Source organism: Roseateles sp. GW835-FHT13E02, from assembly GCF_058794035.1.
On record NZ_JBXAGJ010000036.1, the window covers coordinates 18,990 to 30,057 of the forward strand.

12 protein-coding genes are annotated in these 11,068 nt (G+C 66.0%); 9 read left to right on the forward strand and 3 right to left on the reverse strand.

Annotated features, from left to right (window positions below; genetic code table 11):
* The first annotated feature begins 38 nt into the window (after positions 1–38).
* The 3 genes from AC1Q6P_RS23230 (at position 39) to AC1Q6P_RS23240 (ending at position 4,366) form a co-directional block, all read left to right on the forward strand.
* Positions 39–1,346: a D-amino acid dehydrogenase gene (locus tag AC1Q6P_RS23230; protein WP_492666139.1), complete on the forward strand. Its 1,308-nt coding sequence runs from the start codon at positions 39–41 to the stop codon at positions 1,344–1,346.
* A gap of 169 nt (positions 1,347–1,515) precedes the next feature.
* The gene (fusA, locus tag AC1Q6P_RS23235; RefSeq protein ID WP_492666140.1) at positions 1,516–3,621 is read left to right on the forward strand and encodes an elongation factor G; all 2,106 of its coding nucleotides are present in this window, start codon (positions 1,516–1,518) and stop codon (positions 3,619–3,621) included.
* Positions 3,622–3,751: 130 nt separating this feature from the next.
* Complete coding sequence (locus AC1Q6P_RS23240; RefSeq protein WP_492666141.1) at positions 3,752–4,366, forward strand: hypothetical protein; 615 nt, start codon at positions 3,752–3,754, stop codon at positions 4,364–4,366.
* A 494-nt stretch (positions 4,367–4,860) separates the two neighbouring features.
* Here AC1Q6P_RS23240 and AC1Q6P_RS23245 read toward each other — a convergent pair whose 3' ends face one another.
* Positions 4,861–5,061, reverse strand: coding sequence for a hypothetical protein (locus AC1Q6P_RS23245; protein ID WP_492666142.1), 201 nt, complete (start codon positions 5,059–5,061; stop codon positions 4,861–4,863).
* A gap of 34 nt (positions 5,062–5,095) precedes the next feature.
* Between AC1Q6P_RS23245 and AC1Q6P_RS23250 the strand changes: the two genes are divergently transcribed.
* From AC1Q6P_RS23250 to AC1Q6P_RS23265, 4 genes are all read left to right on the forward strand, one after another.
* Entirely contained in the window at positions 5,096–5,290 is a 195-nt protein-coding gene (locus tag AC1Q6P_RS23250) for a hypothetical protein (RefSeq protein ID WP_171829283.1), read from the forward strand.
* A 36-nt stretch (positions 5,291–5,326) separates the two neighbouring features.
* A complete protein-coding gene (locus AC1Q6P_RS23255; protein WP_271010504.1) occupies positions 5,327–5,593 on the forward strand; it encodes a hypothetical protein in 267 nt (88 codons plus the stop codon).
* A 232-nt stretch (positions 5,594–5,825) separates the two neighbouring features.
* Entirely contained in the window at positions 5,826–6,668 is an 843-nt protein-coding gene (locus tag AC1Q6P_RS23260) for an HDOD domain-containing protein (RefSeq protein WP_171829284.1), read from the forward strand.
* Positions 6,655–7,293, forward strand: a complete 639-nt coding sequence (locus AC1Q6P_RS23265) for a methyltransferase domain-containing protein (protein ID WP_492666143.1) — start codon at positions 6,655–6,657, stop codon at positions 7,291–7,293. The genes AC1Q6P_RS23260 and AC1Q6P_RS23265 overlap by 14 nt, the downstream gene beginning before the upstream one ends.
* Before the next feature lie 28 nt (positions 7,294–7,321).
* Here AC1Q6P_RS23265 and AC1Q6P_RS23270 read toward each other — a convergent pair whose 3' ends face one another.
* On the reverse strand, positions 7,322–7,804 hold the full coding sequence (locus AC1Q6P_RS23270) for an Lrp/AsnC family transcriptional regulator (protein WP_102765992.1): 483 nt from the start codon (positions 7,802–7,804) through the stop codon (positions 7,322–7,324).
* Positions 7,805–7,926: 122 nt separating this feature from the next.
* Between AC1Q6P_RS23270 and hppD the strand changes: the two genes are divergently transcribed.
* Entirely contained in the window at positions 7,927–9,051 is a 1,125-nt protein-coding gene (hppD, locus tag AC1Q6P_RS23275) for a 4-hydroxyphenylpyruvate dioxygenase (RefSeq protein WP_102765991.1), read from the forward strand.
* A gap of 105 nt (positions 9,052–9,156) precedes the next feature.
* On the opposite strand, the gene AC1Q6P_RS23280 is transcribed toward hppD, so the two are convergent.
* Entirely contained in the window at positions 9,157–10,077 is a 921-nt protein-coding gene (locus tag AC1Q6P_RS23280; protein ID WP_492666144.1) for an esterase/lipase family protein, read from the reverse strand.
* A 58-nt stretch (positions 10,078–10,135) separates the two neighbouring features.
* Here AC1Q6P_RS23280 and AC1Q6P_RS23285 point away from each other — a divergent pair, with 58 nt between their 5' ends.
* Positions 10,136–10,882, forward strand: coding sequence for a DUF8198 family protein (locus AC1Q6P_RS23285; protein WP_492666145.1), 747 nt, complete (start codon positions 10,136–10,138; stop codon positions 10,880–10,882).
* Positions 10,883–11,068: the final 186 nt, after the last annotated feature.

An 11,068-nucleotide genomic window follows, 5' to 3' on the forward strand; every position in this document is an offset into this window, starting at 1 on the left:
ACGCAACGGTCTGTTTGTCTTGTTTCAGGAGTGCACACATGCACGCAATCGTCCTGGGCGCCGGAGTCACCGGCGTCACCACCGCCTGGTATCTGCGCCAATCGGGTTTTGAAGTCACCGTGATCGACCGCCAACCCGCGGCCGGCCTGGAAACCAGCTATGCCAACGGCGGCCAGATTTCCGTCTCGCATGCCGAGCCCTGGGCCAACCCGGGCGCGCCGCTCAAGGTCTTGAAATGGTTGATGAAGGAGGACGCACCCCTGCTCTTCCGCCTGCGCGCCGACCCGGCCCAGTGGCGCTGGGGCCTGCAGTTCCTGCGCGAATGCACGCCGGGCCGCACCGCCCACAACATCCGCAACATCGTCAACCTCGGCCTCTACAGCCGCGAGCAGCTGCAGCGCCTGCGCGCCGCCACCGGCATCGCCTACGACCAGCGCCAGCAAGGCATCCTGCACTTCTACACCAGTGAGCAGGAATACGCCGCGGCGCAGGAGCCGGCTCGCATCATGCGCGAGCAGGGCTGCGAGCTGGACATGAAAACGCCCGAGGAATGCGTGGCCATCGAGCCGGCGCTGGCGCAATGCCGCGCGCAGATCGTCGGCGGCAGCATGACGCCCAGCGACGAATCGGGTGACGCCCATCGCTTCACCCAGGCGCTGGCCGCCCTGGCCGCGCAGGCCGGGGTGGAGTTCCGCTACCAAACCCGGGTGCTGGGCTGCGAGCGCGAGGGCCAGGATCTGGCGCGGGTGATCGTGGCCGATGCGAACGGTGAAATCGAGCGGCTGGCCGCCGACCGCTTTGTGCTGTGCCTGGGCTCCTTCAGCCGCGGCCTGGCGCGCGAGCTGGGCGTGTCGCTCAACATCTACCCGGCCAAGGGCTACTCGATGACGCTGCCGGTGATCTCGCCCGCGCACAGCTACCAGGTCTCGCTGACCGACGACGAGTACAAGCTGGTGTTCTCGCGCCTGGGTGATCGCCTGCGCGTGGCCGGCACGGCCGAGCTCAATGGCTATGACAGCACGCTCAATCTGCGCCGCTGCGAGGCCTTGCTGCGGCGCACGCGCGAGCTGTTCCCGCAGATGGTGGCGCCTGAGGGCCAGCCCAGCGGCGCCCAGTACTGGACCGGCCTGCGCCCGGCCACGCCCTCCAACCTGCCTTACATCGGCGCCAGCCGCGTTGGCCGCCTCTTCCTCAATACCGGGCACGGCACCCTGGGCTGGACGCACAGCTGCGGCTCGGCCGCGGCCCTGGCGGACCTGATCTGCGGCCGCCGGCCCGAGCTGGATTACGCCTTCTGCGGGCCCGAGCTCGGCGCCTGGGCCGGCCGGGCGCAGGCGGCCACTTGAGTGAATCGGCCCAGACCCGCCGGCGCGGGCCTTGTAAGCCGGCCGGCCTTCCTCTACCCTGAGGCCAGAGCCGAGCGGACCCGTCCCTTGCGTCAGAGCCCGGCACCGTGCATGCATCCATCACCGCGCCCCACGAAAGCCGGGGCGCCGGAGAGCCAAGGAGACTGCCATGAGCCCGAGCCCGAACGGCGACGCCAGCCGCGCCCCATCCTCCACCGGCGCGCCCCAGTCGCTCCTTTCGCCAGCGGTCGCGGCCTTGCGCAGCCTGGCCCTGGTCGGCCCCGCGGCGGCCGGCAAGACCAGCTTGCTGGAGGCCTTGCTGCTGCAGGCCGGCGCCATCACCCAGGCCGGCACGGTGGAGCGCGGTAACACCGTCAGCGATTTCGATCCGCTGGAGCGCCGCCTCCAGCATTCCCTGCACAGCAGCGTGGTGCACCTGGAGCATGGCGGCGTGCGCATCCACGCCATCGACACCCCCGGGGCGGCCGATTTCATCGGCCAGTCCCTGCCGGCGCTGGAGGCCGTGGACACGGCCGTGCTGGTGCTCAACGCGCAAAGCGGGCTGGAGCCCATGGCCAGCAAGATGATGGAACCCGCCGCCCAGCGCGGGCTGTGCCGGCTGATCGTGATCAACAAGATCGATCTGGCCGAGCTCGACCTGCCAGGCCTGCTGGCGCAGATCCGCACGGTGTTCGGGCGTGAATGCCTGCCGCTGAACCTGCCGGCCGAAGGCGGGCGGCGCGTGCTGGACTGTTTCTACAACATCATCGGCCAGGCCGATTTTTCCTCGGTGGGCCAGGCGCACCAGGCCCTGGTCGAGCAGGTGGTGGAGGTGGATGCCGCGTTTGTGGACCGTTATCTCAGCGAAGGCGATGTCGACCCGCGCGAGCTTCACGCGCCGCTGGAGCAGGCCTTGCGTGAGGGGCATCTGATCCCGATCTGCTTCACCTCGGCGCGCAGCGGCGCCGGCGTGGCCGAGCTGCTTGATGTGATCGAGCGCCTGCTGCCCAACCCGGCCGAGGGCAACCCGCCCCTGTTCCTGCGCGGCGAGGGCCCCGAGGCCCTGCCCCTGCAAGCCTTGCCCGAGCCCAGCGCCCATGTGCTGGCCCATGTGTTCAAGATCATCTCCGACCCCTACCTCGGCAAGATGGGCGTGATGCGCGTGCACCAGGGCACGCTGCGCCGCCACAGCCAGCTCTTCATCGGCTCGGCGCGCAAGCCCTTCCGGGTCAGCCACCTCTTCCTGCTGCAGGGCGGCCGGCATGTCGAGGTGGAGCAGGCCCTGCCGGGCGAGCTCTGCGCCATCGCCAAGATCGACGACCTGCACTACGACGCCGTGCTGCACGACGCGCCCGAGGATGCCCACATCCATTTGCGCCCGCTGGACTTCCCCGTGCCCGTGCATGGCCTGGCCATCCGCCCGGTTCGCCATGGCGACGAGCAAAAGCTCTGGGAGCAGCTGAGCCGCCTGGTCGAGGAAGACCCCTGCCTGCGGCTGGAGCAGGCTGGCCAGACGCAAGAGACCGTGATCTACGGCCTGGGCGAGCTGCACCTGCGCCTGCTGCTGGAGCGCCTGCGTGAGAGCTACAAGTTCGAGCTGCACACCCAGCCGCCACGCGTGGCCTACCGCGAGACCATCTCCGCTGCGGCCGAGGGCCATTACCGCCACAAGAAGCAGAGCGGCGGCGCCGGCCAGTTCGGCGAGGTCTATCTGCGCGTGGAGCCGCTGGCGCGCGGCGCGGGCTTTGAGTTCATCGACGCGGTCAAGGGCGGCACCATCCCGGGGCAGTTCATGCCGGCCGTGGAGAAAGGCGTGCGCTCAGCCCTGGCGACCGGCGTGGTGGCCGGCTACCCGCTGGTGGACCTGCGCGTGACGGTGTTCGACGGCAAGCACCATTCGGTGGACAGCAAGGAGGTGGCCTTTGTCACCGCCGGCCGGCGCGCCCTGATCGCCGCGGTCCAGGAAGCCCGGCCCCTGGTACTGGAGCCCGTGGTGCATCTGGAAGTCCAGGCGCCGGAAGCCGCGATCGGCGACATCACCGGCGATCTGGCCGCCCGGCGCGGCCAGGTCAATGGCACCGAGAGCCCCTTGCCTGGCCGCAGCATCGTGCGCGGCCTGGCGCCGCTGGCCGAGCTGAGCCAGTACCAGAGCCGGCTCAATGCACTGAGCAGCGGCCAGGGTCGCTACAGCGTGCGGCTCTCTCATTACGAAGCGGTGCCGCCCCACACGCAAAGCCAGCTGATCGCGGCCTACCAGGCACAGGAAGAAGACTGAAGCCTGGCCGATCCGAAGGCATCGACTCTTTATCAAAAAGTCAAAATAGCCGCGACACACTCCGCGCGGAGCAGGCAGACGCTGAACCCCGCCCCGGCAAGCCGGATGAACGAGGCTTTATCATAGGGGGATGTCATCCGCCCCCCGGGACGTCGCCCAGATCCGCTTGGACAACGCGATGCTCCTGTTCGAAGAATTCGTCGCCGTCTCCGTCAAGCACCCCGATCCCGCCACCTTGCGTGGGCTGGAGCGGCGCTTTGCCGAGCGTTTGCAGATCCAGCCCAGTTACTGGAGCCAGATCAAGAGTCGCTCGCGCCAGATCGGCGAGCGCCTGGCGCGCCAGTTCGAGCAGCTCTTCCACAAGCCCCTGGGCTGGATGGATCAGAGCCACGCCGCCGGCGAGCCCGAGCCGGCCAGCCAAGAGCGGGAGGCCACGCCCAGCGTGCCGCAGGACGATGACGAGCGCTTCATCGTCGGCCTGGTGCTGACCTACTACCGCCGCCACCCGCAGCGCGCCCGCACGCGCCTGCTGGACCTGCTCGGCGAGGTGCTGACGCCGCCGCAAGAAGCGCCACCAGCCGGCAAGCTGGCGGCCACCGCGCCCGGCAAGTCGGCACCCTTGCCGGTCTTGCCCGCCAGCCCACCCTCGCGTGGCACGGCGCCGGCCACCGGCGGCGCGGCCGAACTCGACGAGTGGCGGCGCTTGCAGCAAGGCATTGCGCCGCTGAAACCCAAGAAGCGCTGAACGCAGCGCTCGAGCCACGCAGCGGACTTGGCACAAGTGCCTGTGCCTGCGCCGGCGTCGGCGTCGCGATCGATCACACCAAGGTGCACGTCTCCGCTCCGCAGCCGAGCCGCCATCAACGCCGCTTGGCGGGTCCATCCACCCCACACATCGGCCTGAATCCAGCCCCCGCCTCCTGGCCGGGAGGAACTCGGGCCGTGGCGGCTTGCGCACATTTCTTTATCTCTTTTGATAAAAAGTATATGCACAAGATAAACAGTCGTTTATCATTTGCTCAAGCGAGCGGATCGCGGCGCACCCCAAGCAAGGCGCCGCTCGTGAAGGTCCCTCTCCCCCTGTCTTAACCGGGAGCTGCCCGCCCCCGCTAGCGCTGGAGTCCAGCCAGGCACATCCCCGCCAAGGGATGCACCCCGGCGTCTTCACCCAGCGCCCTGCGATGCGCCGGCCCAGTGCCCACCGTCGCTCGGTCCGCACCGAGTCTTTCGCGAGTCAGTTCAAGCGTTCTCTGCGCCTTGCGCGGCACTGAAGCGATTCAGCGCCACCAGGCCGAGCCGCTGCATGGAGTTCCGGCGGGTGCCTGCCCTGGAGGGCAGCGCCATGCCCCAGATGGTTTTGTTTCTTGTTGGCTGCACCCAGTCGAGCCGCCGCATGGCCAAAACCGATGTTTCGGTCTTTTTCTTGACCTTGCCACCCACCGGGCGCGCTGTACGGCGCCCAGGAGATTGCCACATGACCCAGTTCACCTCACCCCGCCCGCTGAACCTGCGCCTGCAAAAGCCCCGCAATCCGCTGGTGGCGCCGGCGCTGATGCGACAGGCCGGCAAACACGGCCACCAGCAACACGAGGTTCGCCTGCGCCAAGCCGCGCAACGCGAGCTGCGACAAGAAATCTTGCGCGTCGGCAGGCCCGACGCCAGCCCCTGAATCCAAGGCCTTGCGAGGCCGAAGTGGAGAACCATCATGATGCGTTTGCGAGAACTGAGCGGCCCGGACGTGACGGCCGAAGACTACGAGATCACCCATGAAGCCTGGCGCTGGCGCGCCGCCCGCGTGCTGCTGAGCGCCAGCGCCGGGCTGACCCGCCTGGCCCTGCTGGTGCACCAGGTGCGCGCCGTGCGCCGGCGCCGGCCCGAACTGGAGTTCTATGCGGAGGCGGGCGCGCCGGAAGGTGCGCTCTACGCCGATGGGGTGCGGGTGGGCACCTTGCCCGGAGTGAGGCGGCTTTAGCGGCGCTCACCTACCCCAAGTGAGCCCAGCGCCGGCACCGGCGCAGCCAAGCAAGCAGCCGCGGGATCCGCTGCGCGGCATCCGCTGATGCTCGGCCGGACGAAACCGATGGGCGCGGGCGCGCACAAGTGCACGGCAGATGCGACGGCGGGTGTGCGGGCGGCGGCCGCGGGTTTCAAGATGAAGCTCCGGCCGCCGATATACGATCCAACACCTTTTGCCCAAGCCCGCCATGTCTGCGCCAGTCCCGATGCCTCCGCTGCGCCAAGCGCCGCCCGATTTGCCCAGTTGGGTGGCGCTGTTCCGTGACGCCGAAATCCCGGTGCTGGCCGAGACCGCCGATGCGCTGGAACTGCTGCGCGCCAATGAAGACGCGGTGGACGCAAACAGCCTCGGCGAGATGATCGCCACCGATCCGCTGATGACGCTCAAGGTCTTGGCCCATGCCGCCGCGCACCGCTCCAGCCGCCTGCAGACCGATGCGGAAACGGTGACCGCGGCCCTGGTGCTGATGGGCATCACGCCCTTTTTCCGTGACTTCGGGCCCCAACCCACGGTCGAGGATCAGCTGGCCAGCACACCCTATGCCCTGGACGGTTTGCAACGCGTGTTGCGCCGCGCCGACCGGGCCGCGCGCTTTGCACTCGGCTTTGCCGTGCACCGCCTGGACCCGGATGCCGCGGTCATCCACAGCGCGGCCTTGCTGCATGATTTCGCCGAGATGCTGCTGTGGATCCACGCGCCGGAACTGGCCCAGCACATCCGGCTGCGCCAGCAAGCCGACCGACATCTGCGCAGCGTGGCGGTCCAAAAGGAAGTGCTGCACATCGAGCTGGCCGATCTCGAGCAGGCCTTGATGCAGGCCTGGCATCTGCCGGAGCTGCTGCGCCACATCACCAATGACAAGCGCGCCAACGACCCGCAGGTGCTGTGCGTCAAGCTGGCCGTGCGCCTGGCTCGCCACACGGCCGATGGCTGGGACGATGAGGCGGTCCCGGACGATCTGAGCGAAATCGCCGCCCTGCTGAACCTGAGTCTGGAAGCCACGCTGAAGTTGCTGCATGAGTTCGACTGACACGCCGCCCAGCGCCAAACCCGCCGGCCCTTCAAAAGCCTTCTGGCAAGAGCGCTTTGAGCAGGGCCAGACGCCCTGGGACCGCGGCGAGGCCCACCCGCAGCTGCGGGCCTGGCTGGCGCAGGGCTTGTTGCAAGCCGGGCACGCCATCGCCATCCCAGGCTGCGGCCGTGGGCATGAGCTGCGCCTGCTGGGCGAAGCTGGCATTGCCGCCGTGGGCCTGGACTACACGCCCGCCGCCGTCGAATTGGCACGAACGCAACTGGGCGGCCTTCCCAGCCGTGTGGAGCTGGCCGATGTGCTGGCCTGGCAGCCGCCCGAGGCGCTGGACCTCGTGTACGAACAAACCTGCTTGTGCGCCCTGCACCCAGATCACTGGCTGCGCTACGCGGAACAACTGCACAGCTGGCTCAAGCCCGGCGGGCTGCTGCTCGCCTTGTTCATGCAGGCGCGCCGTGACAGCGCTGGCAGTGGCGTGGTCGAAGGGCCGCCCTACCATGGCGACATCAACGCCATGCGCGCCTTGTTCCCCGCTTCGCGTTGGGACTGGCCGGCGCCCCCTTACCCGATCACGCCACATGGCCAGGGCTGGGCCGAGCTGGGCGTGGTGCTGCGCCGGCGCTGAAACTCAGCGCGTGGCCGCAGCCCGGGGCTCACACCGGCACGGCGGTGGTGTTCTTGACCCGGTCCAGCACGAAGCTGGTTTTGCAGTCCTGCACGCTGGGATGCTTGAGCAGGGTCTCGGTGATGAAGCGGGCGTAATGCGCCATGTCCTGGACCACCACACGCAGCAGATAGTCCATATCGCCGGTCAAGGCCGCGCATTCCACCACTTCCGGCCAGGTCTGAACGGCGGCGCGGAACAGGTCCATGGGGTTGCGCTTGTGGCTCTCGGTGTGCTTTTCGAGCCGCACATTGATGTAGGCCGTCAGCCCCAAGCCGACCCGCTCGGGCGGCACCAAGGCCACATAGGCTGAGATGGCGCCAGATTCCTCGAGGCGGCGCACCCGGCGCAGCACGGCCGAGGCGGAGAGATTGACCTGGGCAGCCAGGGCATCGTATGTGACGCGCCCGTCAACCTGTAACGCCCTCAAAATGCGTCGATCAATCGTGTCGAGCTGGATCTCGTTTTCCATCTTCAGGTTCTCCGCAGTATTGCTGCGCACATCGCGGCGGCGCCGCGAGTTTTAGCATGAATCCTGCGCCCACTCCAGCCTACAGTCTTGACCCATCGTAAGACTTTTCAGAAAGAGACATCATGGCCTTCACACCATGGGACAACCCGATGGGCACCAACGGCTTCGAGTTCATTGAATTCGCTGCGCCGGAACCCGCTGCCCTGGGCAAGCTGTTCGAAACCATGGGCTTCACCGCCGTGGCTCGCCATCGCCAGAAGAACGTCACCCTGTACCGCCAGGGCGATGTGAACTTCATCATCAACGCCGAGACCGACTCTTTTGCCCAGCGCTTTGCGCGTCTGCACGGCCCGTCCATCTGCGCCATTGCCTTCCGCGTCAATGACGCGGCCTACGCCTACCAACGCGCGCTGGAGCTGGGCGCCTGGGGCTTTGACAACAAGGCCGGCCCGATGGAGCTGAACATCCCGGCCATCAAGGGCATTGGGGATTCGCTGATTTATTTCGTCGACCGCTGGCAAGGCAAGGACGGCGCCCCGGACGGCGCCATCGGCAACATCAGCATCTACGACGTCGACTTCGTGCCCCTGCTGGATGCCGAGGGCAAGCCGGTCGAGTCCAAACCGGTCGGCCATGGCCTGACCTATATCGACCACCTGACCCACAACGTCTTCCGTGGCCGGATGAAGGAGTGGGCCGATTTCTACGAGCGCCTGTTCAACTTCCGCGAAGTGCGCTACTTCGACATCGAGGGCAAGCTGACCGGCCTCAAGTCCAAGGCCATGACCAGCCCCTGCGGCAAGATCCGCATCCCGATCAACGAAAGCAGCGACGACAAGAGCCAGATCGCCGAATACCTGGATCTCTACCACGGCGAAGGCATCCAGCACGTGGCGCTGGGCACCGACCACATCTACTCGACCGTCGAGAAGATGAAGGGCACGGGCGTGGTGTTCCAGGACACCATCAACACCTACTTCGACCTGATCGACAAACGCCTGCCAGGCCATGGCGAAAACGTGGAAGAGCTGCGCCGCCTGCGCATCCTGATCGACGGCGCCGCCCACCTGGACGCGCCAAACGAGTTGCTGCTGCAGATCTTCACCAAGGAAGTGATCGGCCCGATCTTCTTCGAGATCATCCAGCGCAAGGGCAACGAAGGTTTCGGCGAAGGCAATTTCAAGGCCTTGTTCGAAAGCATCGAGCTCGACCAGATCCGCCGCGGCGTCCTCAAGGCAGAGGACTGATCTTCAGCCTGCGGATCGATTCCGTCTGTCCCGGGTGAAGTCACACAGCCTTACCCGCGGACTTGAGCCCCGAGCAGCATTGCGCTGCCTGGGGCTTTTTTCTGTTCATGCGGCCAAAGCCGGACCCGACTCGGGCTCCAACTGCAGCAGACGCCACACATCCTGTTGGATCTGCGGATGGAAAACCAAGCCTAAGTGTCCCGTGGACTCGATCTCGATGGAGCGCGCGCCCGGCAAACGAGCGCTCTCCACCGGGCAAACGATCTGGTCACAGCGCGAGTAGTAGCAATCCATTTCTGCTGCTACAGCAGGACCTTCTTGAGCTGCCAGCTCCGCCAGCCATTTGCTGTGACGGCGCATTTCTTGCCCGTTGCGCCCTCGGCCCAAGCGTGCGAGCAAGGTGCCCGCGTGCGGCGTGCCAAGCGTCAGAATGCGCGCCACCCGGCCTTCGCGCCCCTGCTTTCGGTACCAAGCGCGCACTGCCAGCCCGCCCATGCTGTGGGCGACCACCAGCGGTTCCACACCGGGATAGCGCTGTTCGAACTCTGAAACAGCATGCTCAATGCTCTGCGCATACTCATCGATCGACCCAAAGGCTGGCTCCATCGTCAACGCCCGGACAGGCACCCCCGACGCCGACAAGCCGCGCAACCAAGAGTTCCAGAGGCCCCGATTGCAGGTGTAGCCGTGCAGAAGCAACAGCGGTCGAAAGCGTCCAGAGTCCGGTGGGCTGGTATCGGGCCACCGGGCATGAGCGAACGGCTGCTGCCATGCAAACACCATATCAAGGGCCAACAACTCGATCCACCACGCGCGAATCAGAGCCCTCCAGCTTGGCGGCTCCTTGCGATTCACCCATCGTAGTGCGGCGAACGACAAGGCCATGATGGGCGCGTGAGCCCAGAAGACCAGGACCGAAAGACCAAACTCTAGACCCCAACCATAGGCCCGCCAGATCAGGGTCATCACAGTTGCAGTGGCCAACAGACGCAAGAAGAATTGCCAACGTTGCAGTTTCGCGTTCATGGCCCCAGTGTAGGCGGGAGAAAATGGCAAGCTTCCGGCTTCCACGAGTCCAAGGACGATGTCCCGCCCACATTCCGAGACGATTCTTTCCCATCTGCATGAGGTTGAACGGCAGCGCGAATATCGACTGAGCATCCCAGGTCTGCCGCAAATGACCGAACAACTGAAGCAGTTTCAACAAATGCGCTTTCGCCGCAGCTATGCCGATCTGCTCGCGCATCCGCGCTACACAGGCGCGGCGCAGTTCTTTCTTGACCATCTCTATGGCCCGGGCGACTTCAGTCGTAGAGACGCACAGTTCGCACGCGTGGTGCCAACCGTGGTTCGACTCTTCCCGAGTGACGTGGTGAGCACAGTGGCGAAGCTTGCCGAACTGCACGCCCTGTCGGAAGACCTGGACACTCGCATGGCTGAAGAACTACTTGCCGACGGGTGTCCGATCTCCCCAGAGGCCTACCTTCAGGCTTGGCAAGAGACCGGCATGCGCGAACAACGAGAGATGCAGATTGAATTGACTATCCAGATCGGCGCCGAACTCGAGCGATTGACGCGCAAGCCTTTGCTCCGCCAAGCATTGCGCATGATGCGAGGCCCGGCCGGCGCAGCGGGGCTGAGCGAACTGCAGAGCTTCCTTGAAGTCGGCTTCGACACCTTCAGAGCCATGAAAGGCGCAGACGAATTCCTGAGCACCGTGGATCGTCGAGAACGGGCCTTGTGCGACACATTGTTCGAGACGTCAATTCTGGGACGGAGCGCCAAAGAAAGCTCCGATCTTGCCAAAATCAGGCAGTACTTCTCGGCGTGATCCTTCTGAGCTGGACAACGAACATCGACTCGCCAGCGCCGGAGATCCACAACGATGCAACGTTGAACCACGCAACGTCGGCTCCACAAAGCAAAACGCCCCCGATTCTTTCGAACCGGGGGCGTTGCTTAGATATTAGCCTGACGATGACCTACTTTCACACGGGAACCCGCACTATCATCGGCG

Coding starts and splice junctions, on each gene's coding strand:
- hppD (WP_102765991.1), top strand. CDS start 7,927: ATGGCCTTCACACCATGGGACAACCCGATGGGCACCAACGGCTTCGAG.
- AC1Q6P_RS23260 (WP_171829284.1), top strand. CDS start 5,826: ATGTCTGCGCCAGTCCCGATGCCTCCGCTGCGCCAAGCGCCGCCCGAT.
- AC1Q6P_RS23270 (WP_102765992.1), bottom strand. CDS start 7,804: ATGGAAAACGAGATCCAGCTCGACACGATTGATCGACGCATTTTGAGG.
- AC1Q6P_RS23265 (WP_492666143.1), top strand. CDS start 6,655: ATGAGTTCGACTGACACGCCGCCCAGCGCCAAACCCGCCGGCCCTTCA.
- AC1Q6P_RS23240 (WP_492666141.1), top strand. CDS start 3,752: ATGTCATCCGCCCCCCGGGACGTCGCCCAGATCCGCTTGGACAACGCG.
- AC1Q6P_RS23255 (WP_271010504.1), top strand. CDS start 5,327: ATGATGCGTTTGCGAGAACTGAGCGGCCCGGACGTGACGGCCGAAGAC.
- AC1Q6P_RS23280 (WP_492666144.1), bottom strand. CDS start 10,077: ATGAACGCGAAACTGCAACGTTGGCAATTCTTCTTGCGTCTGTTGGCC.
- AC1Q6P_RS23250 (WP_171829283.1), top strand. CDS start 5,096: ATGACCCAGTTCACCTCACCCCGCCCGCTGAACCTGCGCCTGCAAAAG.
- AC1Q6P_RS23285 (WP_492666145.1), top strand. CDS start 10,136: ATGTCCCGCCCACATTCCGAGACGATTCTTTCCCATCTGCATGAGGTT.
- AC1Q6P_RS23230 (WP_492666139.1), top strand. CDS start 39: ATGCACGCAATCGTCCTGGGCGCCGGAGTCACCGGCGTCACCACCGCC.
- fusA (WP_492666140.1), top strand. CDS start 1,516: ATGAGCCCGAGCCCGAACGGCGACGCCAGCCGCGCCCCATCCTCCACC.